Genomic DNA, 21750 nt, shown 5'->3' with positions numbered 1-21750 from the left:
ATGAACACTCACTGTACGCTATTGAACAGTTTGGGTATTGGGAAACGAACATGCTGCAGGACGGACGCATACTGATTGTGGATGACGATCAGGACATTCTGGTGGCAGGCAAAATGCTGTTAAAACGTCATTTCAGCCAGATCGACATTTGCAACAGACCAGAACAGATCCCCGTATTACTGGCTGAAAGTCGTTACGACGCTATTTTGCTGGATATGAATTTCGGCCCCGGTGAAAGTAGCGGCGAACAAGGCTATCGCTGGCTGGAAAAAATTCTGGCCATCGACCCTCAGGCCGTGGTGATCATGATCACCGCACATGGGGATATGGAAGTGGCCGTTGAGGCGATGAAACGCGGTGCCACGGATTTTGTCGCTAAGCCCTGGCACAACAATAAAGTGCTGGCCACGGTGTCCTCTGCAGTCAAGCTGTCTCACTCGCGTACAGAAGCCAGCGAGTTACGCACCGCCAACAACCTGCTTGCTGAAGTAACCAGTCAATCAAGCCAGCCTATTATCGCCGGATCAGACGCAATGCGTCAGGCCCTGAATCTGCTTGAACGCAGTGCGCCAACTGACGCTAACGTATTGATTTTGGGTGAAAATGGCACAGGAAAAGAACTCATAGCCCGGGCCATTCATGGGCAGAGCCCCAGACACCATAAAGTGTTTATGTCGGTCGACCTGGGCGCCGTGGCAGAGAGCTTGTTTGAAAGCGAGCTGTTCGGGCATCGTAAAGGCGCTTTTACCGGTGCCAATGAGGACAGGACAGGGCGTTTACTAGCAGCTGATGGCGGCACCTTATTTTTGGATGAGATAGGCAATCTACCGCTGCATTTACAAGCCAAGTTGCTAACCGTTCTGGCCCAACGTCAAGTCACCCCGCTTGGCAGTAACCAGGCCAAATCCTTTGATGTCAGAGTCATTGCCGCCACCAACCTGCCCCTCGAGCAACTGCATGATGAACAACGTTTCCGCCAGGATCTGTTGTTTCGCTTAAATACCGTCGAAATTCATTTGCCGGCTTTGCGTGAACGCCAGGAAGACATCGCGGCAATAGCCGAATACTATCTGAAACATTATTGCCGTAAGTACCAAAAGCCCGCAAAACAGCTCAGCCTGGAAGCAATGGTACAATTACAGGCCTACCATTGGCCCGGCAACATCCGTGAACTTCGCCATGCGCTGGAGCGAGCCGTGATCTTGTCGGAACATCAAACACTCGACGCCACGGATTTTCAGCTAAGCAATAGAGCCATGGTGCCAACAGTGCAACCTGAAGTTCAAACCTTCAATCTTGAGGAGCTTGAGCGCCAGGCAGTTGAAGGGGCATTAAAGACCCATCGCTACAATATCAGCCATGCCGCTAAGGCACTGGGTCTGACGCGCGCTGCGCTGTATAGGAGAATGGAAAAACATGGTCTTTAACCGCTTTTCTCTGCTTCTAAGCGCTCGTATCACGTTGATTGTGCTGCTGGCATTAAGCAACGCCTGGCTGCTCGCAGCATCCGGTTATCACGCCACCCAAATATTATTGCTGTTACTCCTCATATTTGGCGTTTGGGAAACCGTCAAATTCGTGGGTAAAACCAATGCCGAGTTAAAACGCTTTTTAGACGCAGTGCGTTACAGTGAATTTACCCAGCGCTTCGATTATCAGCGATTTGGCAGCGGCTTTGAACAGCTTGGCGAGGCTTTTACCGTGTTGATGCAACGATTTTTGCAAGAGCGCGAGCATCAAGAACAACAATTACGGCATTTTAAGGCTATGGTGGAACATACCCCCATACCTCTGCTCAGCCTGCACAGCGATGGGCGTTTAAGCCAATGGAACAACAGCGCCCGACGCCTGTTTGGTTCAGCTCAGGTATGTAAACTTGACGACTTAACCCCCTTTGGTTTGGAACTGGCAGAACAGTGGCGAAAGCTGCAACCTGGGCAACGCCAGCTGTGTAGCTTCGATGCTGACGGGATGCCACAGCAATTATTGGTGTTTGCCACAGAAATTATCTTGGCCGGTCAGCGGGAAAAACTGCTGAGTGTATTGGATATCGGCAGCGAGTTGGATGCGGCACAACTGCAGGCATGGCAGGATCTGGTTCGAGTGCTAACTCATGAAATTATGAACAGCATCACGCCCGTGGCCTCGCTGGCTGCCACAGCAGCAGAGTTGAGTGAGGACTTGTCCAATAAAGTATCTGCCCCATCGATTAAGCAGGAGCTGGGTGATATCCGCGACTCCATTGCCACAGTCGCCAGACGTAGTGATAGCCTGATGCAATTTGTCAGCAGTTACCGACGATTAACCCGCCTGCCCTCACCTAATCGTCAACCTCTGGAGATTGCCGCGCTATTCGCACAGTTAACACAGATGGCTTGTCAGGCCTGGCCGGAAAAAGGATTGACCCTGCATGTGCACGTTGAACCTGAAGACCTAAAAGTCAATGCCGACCCACATATGCTGGAGCAGGTGCTGCTCAATCTGTTGAAGAATGCCGAACAGGCCCTGCAAGAGCAAAACAATGGTCAGGTTTGGTTGAACGCGGCGGCCAATCGGCGTGGTCATGTGGTACTGGATGTTACAGACAATGGTCCCGGTATTAGCGAGGCACAGCTGGACAAAATTTTTGTACCGTTTTTTACCACCAAGCGTGATGGCTCAGGCGTGGGTCTGGCCTTAACTCGTCAGGTCATGATTGCCCACGGAGGTCAGGTAAAAGCAACGAATATACCAGGTGGTGGCGCCTGCTTTACACTGACTTTTTAGGTAGCAGATACGCTCGGGCTCACCTTGAGCACAAGCAAAACGGGCAGCATAGTGCTGAGAAAAACGGAATGGGTTATCAGAAAGCGCTCAACAATCTGTCGTATTTTTTTACACTTCGACACATCTATGTTTCAGATTTAAATTTAACCATTTGATATATAGATAAAAAAGTTTTGGCGCAATTTATGCTGGATAATTCGTCGGCACCCCAGTGAGTAGTTGAAGTACTTAAAAGCACCAAGGGCCCAGGTTTCACTAAACACCATATAAGGGCAAACAATGTTTAATACCAAGATTCACTCACTCAAGTCGCTAACGCGGCAAGGTTTATGCCTGTTGTTGGTTTGCATAAGTGGATTTGCAAACGCGGCATACATCACTATTGATGAGGCTGGTATGGACGCTATCTTCTCTCAAGCCAGTTTTGGCAACACACCTGTTGATATTCGTATTGGACCATCGGTTCAGCATGTCGATGCAAACTTGTTGAACATGGACTCTGCTGGCAAATGGGCCACACTGACCAACGCCCATTATGGTGCCGCTAATGTCGTAAACTTTTGGTTTTTGGATGACCTGACCTGGTGTGGCAATATTAATCCCGGTTATGTTGGCTGTGGTGAAACCCCAGGAAACGATTTCGTTGTTGAATCAGTCTTTGCAGACAGCGGTTTTAATGCGGAGTTGTTGGCTCATGAACTAGGCCACAATCTGGGTTTGGGCCATAATGTTGGCGCGACCAATTTGATGGATCCCTTTATTAATGGTGGCACTGATTTGAGCGCGGCTGAAGTGGCTACCATTCTGGCGAGCGGACTGGTCCAAACAGATACCGCGGGCAGACTCTTTATTGAGATTATCCCAGTACTGATTGTGGCTGCCGCAGAAGTGCCAGTTGTCCCACCACTATTGCTGATACTGATTGGGCTTATGATGCTCCCAACTTTACGTCGCCGTGCCTAAGATCACTAATCATCTAATGCGAAGCCTGCTTATCGCAGGCTTCATTATTACTCAAACCACTATGGCTGATACTTGGCTACAGACCTGTCCTACACAGCATTTTTGCTTTTCCCACCCAGCTGACTGGCAGCTCAAACAGCCCCGTATGGTAGATTCCACGGCCGGTATTATGCAGGGTGAAAATGTCCAGTTGTCTTACGATTACGGCATGTATTCAGATAATTTTTCTGCGTTGCCTGATGCCAAACGACAAGCTGTGGTAATTGACGGCTTTGACGCTGAGCTGATCACCAGCCCTGGGCTGCTCGCCCTATATATAGGTAAGGTAGAACATATTAAGGTGATGAATGCCGACATGGCGTTATCCATGATGCTGACATTTAGCGGCAAGGTTGACCGCAACCTGGCCGAACAAGTATTCAAATCGGTTCGCTTTACTCGCCCACACGATTAATCCCGTCGTTATTCACTCCTAAAGAGCGGGCTGATTCCCCGTGATTAATGCCTGTTTGGATTTAAGTGCATCCATTAAAAACCGCATAAGCACTTTCACTCTTGGCACATCTCGCAAATCCGGATGGGTCAAGATCCAGAGATCCTGAAATGGCTTGGGCGATGCTCCCTGAATTCGCCGCAAACCAGGCAATTGGTCGGCAATATAGCATGCCCCGCGAATCAAACCCTGCCCATGCATACCGGCATAGTGACGCAATAGCAGATCATCCAGTTTCATGGCTATGCTTGCATCGGGATAAGGGGACGAGGCTAACCAAGGCGGCCGCTCATCCCCCACATCAGTGATCCATTGGTAATCGCTGTCGGCCTTGGAATTTAAGTAGTCCTGGCTGGCGTAGTAACTGATATAGACAGGAAACAGCCGATGGCCGACCAGATGTTCATTGGGGGCATTGGCTACCCTAAGCACAACATCTGCTTCACAACGTTGCAAATCGGCCAGGCTGTACGACGTTCTTATATTAAATTGGATATGTGGGTGGCGTTGCTGAAATCCATGCAACTCATCCAACAACAAAAACTGGGCGATCGCCGGTGGCAGCGAGAGGGTTAGACTGCCGCTTAAATCACAAGCAAGATGGCTGCGTTTATCGGCTAATGTACACGCCTCAATGGTTCGGGCCGATTCATACAATGATTGGCCAAAGCTGGTTAACACATAACCTTGCGGCGTGGCATCAAACACCCTTATCCCATGTCGTTGATTCAATATTGCCAGACGACGGGCCACTGTGGAATGATTCATGCCCAGCGTTTTTGCTGCATTACGCAGGGTTTTACCCCGTTGCAGGGCTAAAATAACGCGATAATCATCCCAATTTTCCATCTACCAACCTTTTGCTCACCGGGTGGGACCCCGGCCAGCACATCACTGCGGATCTCTCTCCCTGGCAGCTATATAGCCAGAAAACCCCTTGCGAGGCAAAAATTGGTTATCAATTTGGTTATAGGCGAGGACCTTGTCGGCATCATGCACGGAAAAAGCCGAGATACGCCAGCCTTGCTCGGTTTTAAATAAGTAGTAGGTTGCGCCGACACGATTATACACCTCGCCTTTTTCGGTATAGCGCACTGCTACATTGCTGGCCAGTGCCAGGGTGTCGCCCAATAGACTGACATGCACTTTCTCCCAACGCACACTGGCTACACCTTTTTCCTTTAATGCACTCAGAAAACGCTCAACCTGCTTGTTCAACACCTCGGTTTCAAGAACTGATGGCCCTCTGCTGGCTGAAATCAGCATCACCTGATCAGCATACAATATGGGCTCCGCACTTAACTGCTGATTAACCAGATAGTGATTGTATTTTTGCATGTAATTGGCAAAAAGTGTCTGAATCGCAGCAACGTCCTCAGACTCTGTTGCAGAATTAGCCAGACACCAAGGGGCAAGCAGCATAGCAACCAAAACACTAAGTAACTGTAAGACACATCTATTCATGCATGTATTCCAGAAAAGTGGAGTTAACCTAACGCCATGCTAACAATGCCATTCCCAACTGTCGTGGATTGAATCGCTTAAGGGCTGTTGCATTTATGCAACATCTCAAGGTAGACAATGAAAATAGTGCGCAAGCCAATCCCAAAGAAAAGTTAACTCGAACTTCACAAGTATAATAAGCACCAGTCAGGCTCAGGCCTAGGTGAAAAGGAGGATGTCAGTTTTTTTTACACAAACAAAAAAAGACAACCTAAAAATCTTTATAACTTATTGTATTTCTTTAAATTAACCACCTTGGCTCATACATTGCTTAGTCCGCCGCGCATATGATTAACCGTTTAAGGAAGTAACGATGAAGAAAATCATGTTTTTGCTCTCTCTACTAACGCTTACCAGCCAGGCAAATGCGGCTCTACTGACTTTTGATGATATAGCCGGCGGTAGCGAACAAAATAATGTCGGCATTATGCCGGTATATAATGGTTTCGTATTCTCCTCGACCTTACAGTGGATTGATGTTGAGAGTTCTAACTGGAACCATGGCGCCTACAGCGATGATTTCGCGCTCCTAAATAACTTTCATGGTATCGGCATTATCACTGAAGAAAACGGTGCTTATTTCACCTTTGATGGTTTATGGGCCAAGAAATGGGCTACAGGTAAGGATTCTGGTGGTGCTGACTCACTGTTTGGCACATTACAGGGGTACAAAGACGGTGTTCTGGCCTGGTCAATCAACACAGGTTTAAACGGCAGCTATAAATATTTTGGCGCGCAAAGCGGCCTGATTGATGAATTGCGCTTGGGTTTTGGCAACAATTTCCTAGTCGATAACCTGGCGTTAAATCACAACACATCAACCCCTGTACCAGAGCCAGCACCTTTGGCGTTACTGGCTTTGGGTTTGGCCGGTATTGGCTTAATGCGCAGAAGAAAGTCAGCCTAACCAAGGCTAACCCTATGTTTATTAAAGCCCGGATCTAGCCCGGGCTTTTTTGTCATATCCAGCATAATCATTGCCCACGCCGTCTGGTTATATGAGACGGAATTAAAGGGCCAACTGGGTACTGAATTTACGGCAGGACCACACCACTCTAGAGTCATAACGGCGAATTTTAGGATTTTGCATAAACACCTCCTGACTCCAGCTTTCATACCAGCTCAATGAAGGGCCATGCACAATCAATATATAATCCTCACTACCGGCCACATGATAGCTTTGCATCACTTCGGGTAACGCAGCCATTTGTTGGTTGAATGCCTGATAAGTCTGTACGGTTTCATCGGCAAAAGACAAGGAAAGGATAATAGTCACGCCGGTGTGTACAGGATTAACAATGGCCACATCCTGACTGATCACCCCTTGCTTTCGTAGCAATTGCAAGCGGCGACGCACCGCTGAGGTAGACAGCCCCACTTGCTCACCAATAGCGGCATGCGCAATCAGGTTGTTAGCTTGCACGATACGCAGTATTGCCTTGTCTAACTCGTCCAGCGTAATCGCACGTTGCTGCACTTCAGTTGCCAATTTGGTCACAAACACCTCAAACAATGACGAATTTGGTACTTTTTCTAAGCGTATTTAAGCAAAACTTCAAGATCCTTGGTGCTACCATTTTTCCACCAAGATATTTATCAACCACCGGAACTCCATGCTTAGGTCTTTAAAACCACTGAACATAGCCTTGTTGGCGTTAAGTTTTCCCCTCGCCGCCAGCCAGGGCCTGAATGAGAAACTCGACGGCATATTGTTGCAGACTGAGGAGATCTCGCCTGGTGCCATTCTCTATGTAACAGCACCACACTTTTCCTACCAGAAGGCAACAGGGCTGGCAAACACCAAAACCAAGCTGGCTATGCAGGCTGACTTCACCTTAAGAACCGGCAGTATCACTAAAACCTACCTTGCGGCGCTGACACTGCTTGCCGTCAAACAGCAGGGACTGGAACTTGACCAGCCAGCCACCCGTTACCTGCCCGACTGGGCTAAGGAAAAACTACCGGCCGCCCATCACCCCAGCGTAAGGCAGTTGTTAAACCATACTTCCGGCCTGCCAGATTACTATTCGCTGTGGTTCTACTTATTTGACTGGGATAAGCAAGCCGAGATAACCCCCAGACTGGTGCTGGACAGTATTGCAGGTGAAGATGCCGAACAGGCACCAGGGCAGGCATACAGCTATTCCAATACCAATTATCAGGTACTGGCATTGGTACTGGAAACGGTCTGGCATCAACCTGTGAGCCAGATACTTCATGAGCAGTTATTCGTGCCATATACCTTGCAACATACCTATTACAGCGCCCGTTTCCCACCAGGGGATGTTATCCATGGTTATGGCGCCCCCATCACCCCCTGGGGCTCGGCGCTATTTCCCTGGGTGGATACCTATGAATGGCGTGAAAATTCCGGCCCGGATGGCGGTATGCTGGCCACCGCGGCAGACCTGGATAAATGGTTGCGCCTATTATTCAGCCCGGCAGGGGCGCTTGATGAGGTGGGAAAACAGATGCAAACAGACGCCATTGAAGTGTCGGCACGTATGTCTCAGGGCTATGGGTTAGAAATTTTTACGTCCAGAACAGGCGTAAAAGTACTAGGCCACACCGGTGCAGCAGATGGTTATTTAAGTGCCGCGTTTTATATACCAGCAACCGACACCAGTCTGGTCTTGCATATGAATTATTCGGACACTGATGGCTTTAAAACTGTCCTTTCAGCGCTACTCAAAACCCTGACCGACCTGAACCAGCAAGATTAACTGGCTTTAGGTCAAAAAGGCCACATGCACCGCAATTATGTCGGTGCAACGCAGCCTGAAAGCTAGTTGTCAGTTTAGTTGCCCGGCCTGCTGCAGCGCATAAACCGCAAAACTGCCCAGCCAATGGGTGCCTTCGTAATTGCCATCAACAATGGCCGGTAACGAATGGCGCACGTGGGCATCGGCAGTCGGGCGCAAATGCCCATACTTTTGCTGAAACTCGCCTACCAGTCCATACAAACACCAGGCACGGCTGAAGTTCAGACCGTCCAGATGCACCAACTTACCGTCGGCGCGATCGCTGACTTTGGCCGTTTCCAGCACAAAGTCTTTTTGCGCCAGCTGCGGCAGGAATTTATCCAGCCAGGCGCTGAATGCCGGTTTATCCAGTACCTTACGCATCACATCCAGTTCCTGAAAACAGGGCGAAAGGAAATCAAAACCATTAGGCTCCCAACTTAAGGGGCACTGGCTGTCATTGGCAAACCAATCTTTAGCCCGCTGGCTTATCAGCGCTTTTAGTGGCTGGTCGCCCACAGTATCTGCATAGTCATAGGCCAGGGATAAACCGAAGGCAGTGTTAGGGTGTTCACCGGTACGAATGGGATAAATCAGTTTAGGTAAAAACTCCAGGTATTTGGCCACCATCAGGTCGGTCAGCGGCTGCAGATTTTGCTCCAATTTACGTGCCAGGGGGTCGTCCCATTTGCGCAGCTCTTCCGCCAGCTTCAACAGCCAGGCCCAACCATAAGTGCGCTCAAAAGTGCTATTTTGCGGCATAAAGAAATACGCCACTTCGGCCTTGATATTCTCTGCCGAGATATTTTCCAACAGTTTCTGACGTATGTCCTGTTGATTGGCCAGATCAGGGAAATGGCGCAGCAGATTCACCAGCATCCAATGGCCATGCACACTGGAATGCCAGTCAAAGCAGCCGTAAAAAGCGGGATGCAGTGCTTTGGGCCCTTGCAGATAAGTGGCATCAGCCAGCACCTGATTAAGCTTGTTAGGGTATTCGGTTTGCATACAATGCAGCGGCATGGCCGCTAGCCGGTTGGCTTCTTCGAGGGTTAACTTTGGGGTGTCGGCACTGGCGGTTTGCCCTAAAAATCCGGCACCTAACCACAGTGCGCAAGCGAGTTTTCGTAACATGGAATAATCTGCGCAGGGAAATAAGCAGTTACTATGGCAAAAGGTAGGGATAGTAACAAGCACTGAGCCCGGCGGTGCATTTTAAATAAAATGCACCAGGCAAACAGACTGTTTACAAACTATCGAACCAAGCGACTCCCAGAGCACGGATAAATCGGTCCGCGGGAAGCCTGCTTTACTAATTAACCCGGGGTTGAACCTTCATACCATCGACTAATTCAGGCCCTGGGTAGAGTATCACCACATCATCCTGGTTTAAGCCACTAATCAACTGTGCACGGGTGCCGTTGTTATAACCTACAGTGACCGGCACTAAACGGGCTTTGTCTTTGACCACCTTAAATACCATCCATTGCTCGCCTTGGCGGAACAATGCACTGGATGGCAATGACAACGCATCCTGTTGTTGCCAGAGCACAATTTTTACCTCAACCCGATAACCATGACCGAGCTTTTGTCGTGGCTCTGATGGCCCGGTAAAACGAATCAGCGCCAATACCCGCTGCTCTTCAACACCTAAGGCCGAGTACTTGGTGTAGCCCCAAGGCTCAACCCGCACCACTTCGCCTTCAAGCTGCTGCGGCCCGCCCCAGCTATCGATAATCACCTGATTACCCGGCTCAACTTTTACCGCATCAGTGGACAGCAGCTCAACTATGACTTCCAAATCATTGCCTATATCACCGATTTCCATAATAGGTGTGCCTGCACTGACGATAGTCTCGCTTTTTTGCAGTAGTTGCAGCACTTGCCCATCAATAGGTGCCTTAATAGCAAAAGGTGAAGCGTGCTCCGCTAAGGGGAGCGAGGTACCAGACTGGCCACCATCAAACCCTACTAATCTGGCCCTGGCATTAGCCAACTCCGCCTCCCGAAGTGACACCGCGGCTTTGGCGGTATCCAGCGATGCGGAGGCCGCCCGCAACTGCCGCACGCCCACATCATAGGCTGATTGGCTCACCCCGCCGCTGGCCAACAACTCTTGCAAACGCAGCTGTTCGCTGCGCGCCAACTGCTCGTCGGCGAAGGCTTTATTTAAATCCGCTTTACTCATACGCAGCGCGGCATTGGCAGCATCCACCGCCGCTCGTGCTTGTTCCAGGGTGCGAATATCCAATAATGCCGGGTCCAATGGCAGAATATGGGCGATAACGGTTTTGTCAGCTTCCACCTTATCTCCCGGCTCAGCTTCAACCCGCAGCAAACGCCCCGTTACCGGCGCCGATACCGCATAAGCGTCGTGTACCCGGGTGCGCCCTTCTTCGTTTATGGTGATGCGCAGGGCTTCCCGGCTGACTTTGCCCATATCCACAGGCACGGCTTGCGGCCAGAAAGCCGTAGCCAGCAATAACGCCACCACAAGCAACGCCGCCCAACTCAACCAGTGGCGTGATCCTCTCTTCGTTGTCATCCTGTTACTCGCTGTTTATTCACGTGTTTTTAAAGCTCCAACCAAATCAAGTCGATCCAAATCGCGCTTGATCAAAAAACCGGATCCCAGCGCTGCCAGCAGCACGGCAATGGCAGCATTGCCATAAGCGGTAGGCACCACAGTAACAGGCACCTGATACAAATCATTACTGAAGCCTGCCGAGATCAGGGCGGATAAGCCATAGCCAAAAGCACAGCCCAATGGAATAGCCAGCAACGTAATAATGCCCAACTCGCCCAACAGTACAAAGGCCGCTTCACTTTTAGTCAGCCCCATTACCCGCAAACTGGCCAGATCACGGGCCCGTTCGGCAAAGGCGATTCTGGCGCTGTTATACACAATGCCAAAGGTAATAACGGCGGCAATAATCATCATCACATAGCGGGTTGCGCCAGCCCCTTCATCCATCATTTTTTCCATTGCCTGGCGGCTTTGATTTTTCAGGTTTACGCTGGCAATGGCCGGCATATCTTTGAGCTTGGCATACAAGTCTTGCGCATGGTGCATATCAATTCGTAAATGGGCGCCACTCACCCGGCCGGGCTCAAACATCAAGCGGTTAAGGGCGTTGAGATCCATATAGGCAGGCGCGCCGGTCATAGTTTCAGCTATAGCAGCCACTTGTATCGGTAATTTAGGCCGACGTCCCTGACGAATATCCACGAGCAGCGTATCCCCGGTTTGCACCTTTAACTGACCCGCCAGGGCTTTGGATAACACTATGCCCTGCTGTGGCAAAGCAATCGGCTGGCTATGTTTATCCAGCGCCCGGAACAATTGCGCTGCTGGCGCCAGTGCCGTAACGGCGCCCCGATAGCGCTCGCGGCCAAAATGAAAAATCGCTGGTACATCGCGCACACCTTCCACCGCCAGTACACCGGGTAAACGCGCCAGGTAATACAGACTGTCCGGGCCTAACGGCTCAACAAAACTAACATTGAGATCGCTGCGATCGACTTGCTCAAAGCTAAATGCCAAGGTGCGGTCAAAGGCACTCAACACGTTCAACATACCGGCCGACAGGGCCATCCCTAAGGCGATGCCACTTATCGACATCAAGGTTTTCAACGGATGGCGATTAAGAGTACGCAGCACCATACGGGTAGGCTGGTCAAATTTGGCCAGCAACCCTTGCCCAAAGCGCAGACTGGTGCTGAAATCCGTGGGCGTTGGTGGGCGCATAGCCTGTGCCGGAGTCAAAGCAAACACCCGCTGCACTACCCACGCAGCGCCGGTACAAGCCACCATGATCGACACCAGCAAAGAGCTGATAACCGTGGCCGGGTCCAGCCTAAACAGCAAAAAGGGAAATTTATAATAAAGCTGATAGACCCCACTTAAACCGCGTCCCCCCAACACCCCTAATACGCAGCCCAATAGTGCGCCCAAAATGGCAATCAGCAGCACAAACTTCAGGTAGTGCAGGCTGATTTCCCAGCCGGTGTAACCGAAGGCTTTAAGCAGGCCTATCTGCTCGCGCTCAGACTGCACCATACGCGATATGACTATATAAAGTAAAAACGCCGCCACCCCCATAAACACGGGGGGTACAACCTGGTTTGAGTTTGCCAGTTGCTGTATTTCTTCACTGATAAAGCGGTTAGAAAGATGATCATCCAGGGTATAAGCGCCCAGCGCCCCATAGGACATCAGCAACTGGTCAAGTTGATGGAGGATATGCGCGCTGTTGGCCCCCAGCGGCAATGTCAGCAAAACTTCATTAAAGGCGCCATCCATATCCAGTGCTGCGGCCAGTGCATCCTCACTCATCCAGAACACCGCAAAACGTTTGTCATCCGGGACAATTTCCCCTGGCGCCGGGGTATAGAGAAACTCGGGGGCCTGTGCCAGTCCCACCACATGGAAACTACGCCTGGTGCCGTTCAGTGTTGCGGTCAGATGGTCACCAGGTTTAATCCCTCTGGCATTGGCAAAACCTTGCAACAGCAAAATTTCATTTTTGTGGGTGGGATCCAGTCGCCGTCCTTCGGCCAGATAAACATCATTGAGTCTGGGTGCTCGGTAATCAGGTAGCGACACGGCCTGGGCACGGATAGGAATAGTTTCATCCGGCAGGTTAATCAGTGCGCCGCCGTTTATTCGGCCTTCCACAGCGGTGACATCGGGCCAATGAGAAATTTGTTGCAACAGATGCTTGGGGGCACGTTTGACCGGCGCGAACACCTGAGCCAGCCGATAACGTTCGTAATAACTGCGCTTGGTTTCACTGAGGGAGTTGATCAGGCCATCCATCATCACCATCAGCATCACGCCAAATGCCATGACTACCGCAATCGCCAGCGCCTGACCTCTGACGAGCCATAAATCTCGTAGTAATTTTTGATCCAGCGAGGCCAGCATCAACAGTTACCAGTCAATGTCGGCAGCGGACAGCACCTGATCGTTCTCGACCTCTTTGCTGATCCGCCCGTCGGCAAAATGTATCACCCGATGCGCCATTGCCGCTGTACTGGCGGCATGCGTCACAATCAGAATGGTGGTCCCAAGCTCACGGTTCACCTCCTGCAACACATTCAATACGGTACGGCCGGTTTTACTGTCCAGTGCGCCGGTAGGTTCATCACAAAACAACACCCTGGGCCTTTTAGCAATAGCGCGGGCGATAGCGACCCTTTGCTGCTCACCGCCAGACAACTGAGCCGGGAAATGATCCTGACGATTTTCCAGCCCCACCATGGCCAGCGCCTCTGCTGCATCCATCGGACTCTCGGCAATCTCGGTCACTAATTGCACATTCTCTAGTGCCGTGAGACTGGGCATCAGGTTGTAAAACTGAAAGACAAAACCAATGTGCTGACGGCGGTACTGGGTAAGCTGGCTTTCATCCATGGCAGCCAGATCCAGATTGAAATAAGACAGGGAACCGGACGTTGCACTATCCAGGCCCCCCAGAATATTCAATAAGGTAGATTTGCCACTACCGGAAGGGCCAAGCAGTACCACCAGCTCGGCGGCAGGTATAGTCAGGTCAACACCACGCAGTGCCTCAACCCGACTGGGGCCACTACCAAATACTTTGGTCAGCCCCTGCATAGCAAAAGCAGGCAGGGATAAATCCAGGTTTTGCAAAGCGCTGTCGCTCACAACAATCCTCCACTGATAGTCCCTGCATCATACGGCCTTTTACTTAAAATTTATAAAGCTATCCTGTAAAAACTTGTTCTGAAACAACAACTAGACAACAATAAAAATGCGCCTAGCGGCCTTCGCCCTGCCAGCGGAACAACAAGGCGCCTAGTCCCATAAATACCAGGGTCATTAGCAATAATGCCCATAAGTGGTATTGAATCTCTGCCAGCCCAGCACCGTCGTTCATAATGGCCCTGGCCGCTTCAAGCAAATGGGTTAATGGCAATAACTGCGCGACTTGTTGGATGGCCTGTGGCGCCCCTTCCAGGGAAAACCACACCCCGGACAGCAACATCATCGGCCAGCTAATCAGATTCAGCAACCCTCCGGTCAGCTCTTCACTCTGGCTGCGGCTGGCCATCAGTAAACCCAGCGCAATCATAGATGCGGCACCCAATGCAGTGACCAAGAGCAAATCCAGATAGCTACCCAGCATGTAAAAATCAAACAGGCTGTTGCAGGCAATAAACACAAAGCTGGTGATGCTCAGTACAATAAACAGTCGGGACAAGATCTGTGCAGCCAGGAATTCCACCGCCCGCAACGGCGTAGCCTTCAGGCGCTTTAGCACCGAGCTTTTGCGATAACGAACAATCACATAACCGACCCCAAACAGGCTGGAAAACATCATATTCATGCCCAGAATGCCCGGTAGTACCCAATCCAGGTAACGGATTTCCCGGCCATCCAGTTCCTGACGTTGATAATCAGGTAACTTGCCCGTCAAAAGCTCACTGGCAAAATAGCCCTGCGGCGAACTGCGATTAACCCAATAGGTCTGACTGGCCGGTTCCACCAGTAAGTCCAGTTGATGCTGCTGCAGTTTTTGCTGCGCCAGTGCCAGATCGTCATATGCCACATATTCCACATGTTTCAGGTGGAAAAAACCGTTGTCGCCCCCCTCGCCCACCAGACCAATTTTATATGCTGCGCGGCCATCACCACTGAAAATAAAAGCAAAGCCCACCACCAGTAACAAAGGAAAGGCCAGGTTCCAGCCCAGCGACGAGCGGTCGCGGAAAAACTCCAGATTACGGGACTTAAATACCGCCCAAAACCTACTTAACATCGGCCACCTCCAATTGCTCTGGTGCGCCTTGCAAGCCATGACCCGTGAGTTTTAAGAACAAATCATCGAGGTTGGCAGATTTAACATGTAAACCGTCCAGCTCCACTTGCTCCTCAACCAGTAATTTCAGTGTTTGTTCCACTTTATCGGTGTTAATAAACCAGTAGGCCCCATCCTGACGAGGATGACATGCGGCTATAACTGCTTCAGGTAACTGTTGCTGGCGCAGACGAATCAGCACGCCTTTAAAATGTTCGGCAAGCAAGTCGCGTGGCGCACCGCGGGCAATAATCTGGCCCTTGTCCATAATCGCAATGTCATCACACAAGTACTCAGCTTCATCCATATAATGCGTGGTCAGCACAATGGTTTTGCCCAGGGCCTTGATACGGTTAATCAGATCCCAGAAGTTACGTCTGGCATGCGGATCTAAACCTGTGGTGGGTTCATCCAAAAACAGAATCTGCGGATCGTTGACCAGCGCGATAGCCAGCAATAAGCGTTGCTTCTGACCACCGGATAGTTTGCGATGGTCCTGCTCAGCAAAATCTTCCAACTGACAAAGCTCGATCAAATGCTGAACATCCAAGGCATGGCTGTAAAAGCTGGCAAACATACTCAGACACTCACGGCCACTGAGGTAATCCTGCAAGGCGGTGTGCTGAAACTGAATGCCGATGCGCTGATTCATGGCACGATTAAGCGGTTCGCCATCGTAAAGAATCTCGCCACCATCAAAATCTACAATCCCCTCCATCATTTCAATGGTGGTGGTTTTGCCCGCGCCATTCGGCCCGAGCAGGCCGAAACATATGCCCTTTGGCACTGAGAAACTGATACCTTTTACGGCTTCCAGCTTCTTGAAGGACTTACGCAGGTTGTTAACCTGGATAAAAGCTGACATCTGACTCCCTGAATATCGAACTGAATAACGTGATTAACAAAGTAACAGTTATGCTGGCTTTTTCGCCACTATAAAAACGCTGGGAAATTTTTCCGGGCGCCACAGGTAATCAATCTCGAACCCGGCCTCTTTCAAGCTTTGTTCAAAGGCGGCCTGCGTGAATACAAATACCGGCGGCATTAATCTAAGCAAGCGGCCCAGCGGAGCAACCCACTTGATATAGCGCCACGCACTGTCTCCCAAACAGGCCGTGCTGGTAATAAACACCCCGCCCGGCTTCAGCCAACGGTAGGCATCACGGATGACTGCAGCCCGGTCATCTACCAGATGCAACAGGTTAAGTGCCAAAACGGCATCTAGTGGCATCTTCGGGTTGAGCTGGTCGCAATTTCCCTGCACAAAGCTAACATTGCTGATTTGCTGGTCAGCCGCTTTCTGTCTGGCGATATTGAGCATATTGGCCGAAATGTCCGTCGCCAGAATGTGCGCCACATAAGGCGCATGCAAAAGTGCCGTGGAGCCAGTGCCACACCCCAGTTCCAGCAAATGGCTATCGGGCGTAAAGTAGCGGCGGCTAACTTCCAACTTATGCTCATAAGACGGCATATCGGAAATCGCACTTTTGGCATATTTCTGTGCGACCTTGTCCCAGAATCTGACGCTCTCCTGCATAGTTCCCTCGTATTTGTTTACAAAAACCCATCATAAGCTATGCAAATAAAGGGTTAGAATGGCGAAAAATTCACTACCGATATGCAAAAATGCATGGCTCAGCAACCCCAACCTTTTGACTGGAATCACGCCAAAGTATTTCTGGTGACGGCGGAACAAGGTTCCTTTTCTTCCGCAGCCAGGTTACTGGCAATGACCCAGCCCACTCTGGGTCGTCAGATCAGTGCGCTGGAAAAACAGCTTGGTACCACCTTATTTGAGCGCACTGCGCGCGGATTGTTGTTAACCCCAAGTGGGCATGCCCTGCTAGAGCATGTTCAGGCCATGGATGACGCGGCAGCCCGCTTATCTGTCGCAGCCGGAGGCCATGCCCAGAGCGTGACGGGCAAGGTCAGTATTAGCGCTGCCGAAACAACCGCTGCTTATATGTTGTCTCCCGTACTCAGCAAATTACGCCAACATGCGCCGGGCATCATTGTCGAGCTGATTGCCACCAATGAGAGTAGCGACTTGTTGCGCCGTGAGGCAGATATCGCTATTCGTGCCTATCGCCCCACCCAACAGGATTTGATTGCCCGCAAGCTGACCAATATTCGAGCCCATCTTTATGGGGCCAAAAGCTATCTGCAAGGTTTCACTAAACGTACCTGTCCTGACGATCTTAACGATGCTGATTTCCTGGCTTTTGAACACAACAACGTGATGCGTGATGAGCTGCATAAGCTTGGGTTTACCTTAGCAGCGGATAACTTCCCTTTGGTGGTTGCCAACCATTTAGTGCAGTGGCAACTGGTCAAGCAGGGTGCTGGACTGGGTTTTATGACAGAGGATGTAGGTGACAGCGATCCTGATGTGGAGAGGGCTCTCCCGGATATGGCTGCTTTTGAGATCGAATTATGGCTGGTGATTCACCGAGAGTTACATACCAGTGCTCGTTTGCGCCTGGTATTTGATTTCCTGGCGGACGCGCTAGGAAACTAAATATCTATATGGGTTGTGTTAACGGCTTGAATTTAGTTTTTTACCCCTTGCAGAGCCTTCCTAGCCTTTCTCTTTAGTTCCTTGTCGGCAGACTCATTCAAGATACGGGACAACATGCCTATTGCCGGGGACGCTTGTTCAGGACTGGCAATGGCCAAAAGCAAATTGGCACTGGCTAAGTTACTCTCCGTTGGCAAAGTATGCACACTCAACAAGATGGTCAAAGCTTCGACAGCATTTTTAAGCCCAATCTGTTTCTCTCTTGCAAATTCGCCAACCAGATAACAGGCATTCTGCCATTTGATCTGCAGATGCCACTCATCACTGGGGCGGTTTTTACAAGCTTGCAGAAAATGGTACTGCGCCTCGTTGTATTCGCCCAGAGTCCAATGAAATTGACCGACTCTCTCCAATATATCAAAGTCCTGACCAAACTCTGCAACCGCTTGTGCAGCCAAGACTCTGCCCTGCGTATATTCATCATTATTCTGCGCCAGATTAATACGAGCGATGTACCCCCATTTTTTATCCAGCTCCACTATCCGCTCGGTCAGTGGCTGTGTTGCCGCCTTGTCACCACCGTAGTTGTCTGCCTGCCCCAGTGCAGAGGCCGCCAAAGTCATGTAGCGCGGATTATCCGGAGCCAGTTGCCCAGCCTTTATTTTGGCTGCTACCGCCTTTTTGTAGTAACCCGATTTGGCAAAAATGTTGACCTGATGACCTATGGAGCGCCACACCTCTGAGGAAAACGCAAAGGTATCCGCCCGTAACGGATACAACTGCTCAAATGCGCGGAGCTTGTCTATCGCTTGGTCAGATTCGCGTTGTTCCAACCAATAGAGGATTTCCAGTTGCAACAAGGCATAGTTTGGCTCGGCTGTCTCAGTTTGAATAAGTTGACCGGCTACGCTGCTATCCCCTTGCGCTAACGCCTCAGTGGCCATGGAAATTTTGTCTGTAAGACTTAGTGACGTCTCGGCAACTGCCAGATTGCAATATGAGGCAACCAATAACAGCCATAACGACGAAACACATCGCGTCCTTATGCGCATCAATCTACTCCGATGCTTCATTTTCAATGAATGTTGCTTGGTCTGAAGTCACCAGGCATCACGTCGCCTTTAAATATCAATGCTCTGCAATAAAGGCCTGACAATCTCCGTCATGGGTTACATCAATCAGGTGCTGAATTCGCCATCCTCCCGCCGTATTTACCACCACAAAATGATTGACTCCACAGTGGCTTAGCTGGTTGTCCACATAAAAGGCAAAGGGCGTCCAAACGCTGGCAAGATTTCCCGACTGCTTAACCGTCACCGACAATAACTGCTCATCCAAATACGCCTTATGGGCGGCGATACTGTCAGCGAACTTATCAATATCAGACAACACCACCTGGCCATCCGTTTTTACCCGCTGTAACTGCGCGCCCTGACTAAACTGCGCTCTGATATTGTCAGCTTCGTGTGCCCGCATGGCATCAAATAAGGCATTGACCGGCGCAACCGGCCCTTGTTCCGCTAATGGCTGTTTATCCATGGCAACCGCCACAAATGTACTCAATAAACAAACACAACCAATAAAATGACGCATTTTCCAATCTCCACAGCAAATATCTCAAACTATCTTCAGGTCAGCATTGCCAGACAGTTTTGCCTGAAGGCCTTGCCAATTTTTACTCGTTTACCACTTTGCAAAGTCAGGCCCTCATTGTCTTTGGCCACGACCATAGCTTTATTCACCAAAACAGATTTATGCACCTGTACAAACCTATCCTCAGGTAAAGATTCCACAAAATGCTTAAGGGTGGCAGCAGTCAACCAGCAGTTATCATCCAGCCATACTTTTACGTAGTTGCCATAGGCTTCAAAGCACTGCACTTTTTCCAGTTCAATCTTGCGATCTTCCCTGTCTACCCTAATCACTATATGGCTGGCCACAGTGGTTTGAGTACTCTGTCCTTCCTCATTCGCCCGGCGGCGCACTTTATCTAGTGCCAAGGCAAAACGTTCGGCACTGACAGGTTTGAGCAGATAGTCAGTCACATCCAACTCAAAGCCTGCCAAAGCATGTTCCTGATATGCTGTACAGAGCACCACCTGCGGGCTATTGGCGAGCACTTTCAGCATCTCCAACCCTGATAGCACCGGCATATTGATATCCAGAAAAATCAGGTCGACTTGCTGGTTGGCCAAAAACGCCAATGCCTCGGCGGCATTAAAGCATTGGCCAACAATCTCAACATCGGCATGCTCGCGACTATGATGCAACAATACTTCATGGGCCAAGGGCTCATCGTCAATTAGCAGGGTTTTCATAACCTAATCTCCAGCCTGGCGACCCATCGGTGGCCCTGCGCTACGCTATGCAAACTATATTCCCCTGGGTATCCCAGTTGTAGGCGCCGCTTTAGGTTAACAAGGCCAATGCCACCTTTCTGATTGAGCTGGTAATCCTTCGGCAAACTATTACTACAAACGAAAACCAGCCGATCGCCGTCCATTTTCAGAGCGAGTTCAATATCGCAACTATCCTGGCTGACCTCGACACCATGTTTAAAGGCATTTTCTACCAGCATAATCAGCAGCAAAGGGGCAACGTGCCAGTCCCCATCAGCTAGCTGGATATCAGTTTTGACATGGCAGCGCTTGCCAACCCTTAACTCCTGTAACTCAAGATAGTTCTGCAAATAAGCCACCTCATCCCCCAGCGCCACCTTGGTATTCTGCCCCTGGTATACGACATAACGCAGTAAGTCTGCCAATTTTAAAAGCATTGGAGCGGCCTGAGCCGATTGCGTCAGACACAGGGCATATAAGCTGTTAAGCGTATTGAACAGAAAGTGTGGATTAACCTGCTGTTGCAACATTTTCAGCTCCGCCTGGCTTTGTTCCTGGCTAAGCTCGGCCAGTTGCCTTGCATTTTGTTGCCGTTCAAAAGCCAGAATCAGCGGAGTACTAAAGGCCCAAATGAGAACGGCGACCAGCAAATTCATGCTGTCAAAGGGAAGATGATTTTCCGAAGGCAGTAAGCTCTGTTCAGCTATATTAAGCGGCATTTGCAACACCATTGTGCCGAACAGGGGGTAAGACAATAGCAGCCAGGCCGCGCTACACAGTAAGAAAAGATACACTCCCTGGGTCGCTAATACCCTGCGGATCAAGATATAGCGATTCACCCAATAGTAGGCAAAGACCACGGCGGCCAGTACCGAAAACTGCCAGGCATAATATAAGGTCAGCGGCCATTGCCTGAGCATCTGGACTGGATCTAGCCTGGGCTCCAGAGGCTGGTTATACATAGGGTCAGGGGTATAAACGAACATGCCGCTCATCAATATCACCCAGCTCAAAAGGCATAGCACTAAAGCGGCATCCAACGACAAGATATAACGCCACCAGGACGCACCACTTTGCACACCTTGAGCAAGTTGGTAGGCCCGCTGCCCCCAATACAGCAGTGACAACCCCGCAGCCAGAATCCAAAACTGTACACTAAACAACAAAGTCGAAAATGCGGGTTGGCTGCTCTGCAGCATCAGACTTATAGCCGGATACAGTAAATAACCCATGACCCAGACTAATATGCCTCGCGGCCCGGGGCGTAGCAGCACCCAGCACTGGGCGACCATCAGCGGTACGCTTTCCAGAATCAGTTGCAGTAAGGTCTGCAGATACAATCCTGCCCCACCGCGCAGCTGAATATAGTCGTCGTAATTTTCCGCTGCATAACCATGGATACGGATAAGTGCTTCGATTAAAACGGCCACCACCACTGGCAAAACTGGGGGCCAAAAAGCTGAGCGAAACAGAGAAAGAAAAGCGTTCGACATAATAGGAACTATTCGGCGGTAACAATGTACCTATAGTTGGCAAAGCAGCGTAGCCTGTCAGTTAAATCATGACAAACCGGCCAATTTTACTGATAAACGGCAATTTACCC

General features: G+C 50.3%; 21 protein-coding genes. 7 read left to right on the top strand and 14 right to left on the bottom strand.

All coding sequences use genetic code 11. The features are described 5' to 3' along the window. The first annotated feature begins 50 nt into the window (after positions 1-50). From KJY73_RS02725 to KJY73_RS02710, 4 genes are all read left to right on the top strand, one after another. Entirely contained in the window at positions 51-1427 is a 1377-nt protein-coding gene (locus tag KJY73_RS02725; protein WP_214340087.1) for a sigma-54-dependent transcriptional regulator, read from the top strand. Next, complete coding sequence (locus KJY73_RS02720) at positions 1417-2766, top strand: sensor histidine kinase (protein WP_214340085.1); 1350 nt, start codon at positions 1417-1419, stop codon at positions 2764-2766. Before KJY73_RS02725 ends, KJY73_RS02720 begins: the two co-directional genes overlap by 11 nt. 279 nt (positions 2767-3045) lie before the next feature. Then, the gene (locus KJY73_RS02715; protein WP_214340084.1) at positions 3046-3729 is read left to right on the top strand and encodes a matrixin family metalloprotease; all 684 of its coding nucleotides are present in this window, start codon (positions 3046-3048) and stop codon (positions 3727-3729) included. 145 nt (positions 3730-3874) lie between these two features. Beyond that, the gene (locus KJY73_RS02710) at positions 3875-4183 is read left to right on the top strand and encodes a hypothetical protein (protein WP_214340082.1); all 309 of its coding nucleotides are present in this window, start codon (positions 3875-3877) and stop codon (positions 4181-4183) included. Between the two features lie 18 nt (positions 4184-4201). Here the strand turns inward: KJY73_RS02710 and KJY73_RS02705 are convergent, their stop codons facing one another. Both KJY73_RS02705 and KJY73_RS02700 read right to left on the bottom strand, forming a co-directional pair. Continuing rightward, positions 4202-5071: a LysR family transcriptional regulator gene (locus KJY73_RS02705; protein WP_214340080.1), complete on the bottom strand. Its 870-nt coding sequence runs from the start codon at positions 5069-5071 to the stop codon at positions 4202-4204. A gap of 42 nt (positions 5072-5113) precedes the next feature. Next, positions 5114-5686, bottom strand: coding sequence for a hypothetical protein (locus tag KJY73_RS02700; RefSeq protein WP_214340078.1), 573 nt, complete (start codon positions 5684-5686; stop codon positions 5114-5116). A 352-nt stretch (positions 5687-6038) separates the two neighbouring features. Between KJY73_RS02700 and KJY73_RS02695 the strand changes: the two genes are divergently transcribed. Next, positions 6039-6632, top strand: coding sequence for a PEP-CTERM sorting domain-containing protein (locus KJY73_RS02695; protein ID WP_214340076.1), 594 nt, complete (start codon positions 6039-6041; stop codon positions 6630-6632). 102 nt (positions 6633-6734) lie between these two features. Here the strand turns inward: KJY73_RS02695 and KJY73_RS02690 are convergent, their stop codons facing one another. Beyond that, entirely contained in the window at positions 6735-7223 is a 489-nt protein-coding gene (locus KJY73_RS02690) for an Lrp/AsnC family transcriptional regulator (protein WP_214340074.1), read from the bottom strand. Between the two features lie 115 nt (positions 7224-7338). Here KJY73_RS02690 and KJY73_RS02685 point away from each other — a divergent pair, with 115 nt between their 5' ends. Beyond that, complete coding sequence (locus KJY73_RS02685) at positions 7339-8448, top strand: serine hydrolase domain-containing protein (protein WP_214340072.1); 1110 nt, start codon at positions 7339-7341, stop codon at positions 8446-8448. 69 nt (positions 8449-8517) lie between these two features. Here KJY73_RS02685 and KJY73_RS02680 read toward each other — a convergent pair whose 3' ends face one another. The 7 genes from KJY73_RS02680 to KJY73_RS02650 form a co-directional block, all read right to left on the bottom strand. Next, a complete protein-coding gene (locus KJY73_RS02680) occupies positions 8518-9600 on the bottom strand; it encodes a DUF2891 domain-containing protein (protein WP_214340070.1) in 1083 nt (360 codons plus the stop codon). 178 nt (positions 9601-9778) lie between these two features. Continuing rightward, positions 9779-11011 carry an efflux RND transporter periplasmic adaptor subunit gene (locus KJY73_RS02675; RefSeq protein ID WP_214340068.1) on the bottom strand — a complete coding sequence of 411 codons (1233 nt, stop codon included), beginning with the start codon at positions 11009-11011 and terminating at the stop codon, positions 9779-9781. 15 nt (positions 11012-11026) lie between these two features. Continuing rightward, positions 11027-13393 carry an ABC transporter permease gene (locus KJY73_RS02670; protein ID WP_214340066.1) on the bottom strand — a complete coding sequence of 789 codons (2367 nt, stop codon included), beginning with the start codon at positions 13391-13393 and terminating at the stop codon, positions 11027-11029. Positions 13394-13399: 6 nt separating this feature from the next. After that, positions 13400-14137: an ABC transporter ATP-binding protein gene (locus tag KJY73_RS02665; protein ID WP_332874154.1), complete on the bottom strand. Its 738-nt coding sequence runs from the start codon at positions 14135-14137 to the stop codon at positions 13400-13402. Between the two features lie 112 nt (positions 14138-14249). Continuing rightward, positions 14250-15251: an ABC transporter permease gene (locus KJY73_RS02660; RefSeq protein ID WP_214340064.1), complete on the bottom strand. Its 1002-nt coding sequence runs from the start codon at positions 15249-15251 to the stop codon at positions 14250-14252. Then, entirely contained in the window at positions 15241-16155 is a 915-nt protein-coding gene (locus KJY73_RS02655) for an ABC transporter ATP-binding protein (RefSeq protein ID WP_214340062.1), read from the bottom strand. Before KJY73_RS02655 ends, KJY73_RS02660 begins: the two co-directional genes overlap by 11 nt. A gap of 48 nt (positions 16156-16203) precedes the next feature. Beyond that, a complete protein-coding gene (locus tag KJY73_RS02650) occupies positions 16204-16827 on the bottom strand; it encodes a class I SAM-dependent methyltransferase (protein WP_214340060.1) in 624 nt (207 codons plus the stop codon). A gap of 93 nt (positions 16828-16920) precedes the next feature. On the opposite strand from KJY73_RS02650, the gene KJY73_RS02645 reads away from it, so the two are divergent. Continuing rightward, positions 16921-17808 (top strand): LysR family transcriptional regulator, encoded by an 888-nt coding sequence (locus KJY73_RS02645; RefSeq protein ID WP_214340058.1) that lies wholly within the window; start codon positions 16921-16923, stop codon positions 17806-17808. A 32-nt stretch (positions 17809-17840) separates the two neighbouring features. Here KJY73_RS02645 and KJY73_RS02640 read toward each other — a convergent pair whose 3' ends face one another. The 4 genes from KJY73_RS02640 to KJY73_RS02625 all read right to left on the bottom strand — a co-directional run bounded on the left by KJY73_RS02640 (position 17841) and on the right by KJY73_RS02625 (position 21640). Beyond that, a complete protein-coding gene (locus KJY73_RS02640; protein ID WP_214340056.1) occupies positions 17841-18860 on the bottom strand; it encodes a hypothetical protein in 1020 nt (339 codons plus the stop codon). A gap of 76 nt (positions 18861-18936) precedes the next feature. Then, complete coding sequence (locus tag KJY73_RS02635) at positions 18937-19401, bottom strand: nuclear transport factor 2 family protein (protein ID WP_214340055.1); 465 nt, start codon at positions 19399-19401, stop codon at positions 18937-18939. A gap of 35 nt (positions 19402-19436) precedes the next feature. Then, a complete protein-coding gene (locus KJY73_RS02630) occupies positions 19437-20126 on the bottom strand; it encodes a LytR/AlgR family response regulator transcription factor (RefSeq protein ID WP_214340053.1) in 690 nt (229 codons plus the stop codon). Then, positions 20123-21640: a sensor histidine kinase gene (locus KJY73_RS02625; RefSeq protein ID WP_214340051.1), complete on the bottom strand. Its 1518-nt coding sequence runs from the start codon at positions 21638-21640 to the stop codon at positions 20123-20125. The genes KJY73_RS02630 and KJY73_RS02625 overlap by 4 nt, the downstream gene beginning before the upstream one ends. Between the last annotated feature and the right edge of the window lie 110 nt (positions 21641-21750).

This window comes from Bowmanella yangjiangensis, assembly GCF_018531185.1.
GTDB lineage: Bacteria > Pseudomonadota > Gammaproteobacteria > Enterobacterales > Alteromonadaceae > Bowmanella > Bowmanella yangjiangensis.
This window is presented reverse-complemented; position numbering and strand designations above follow the sequence as displayed.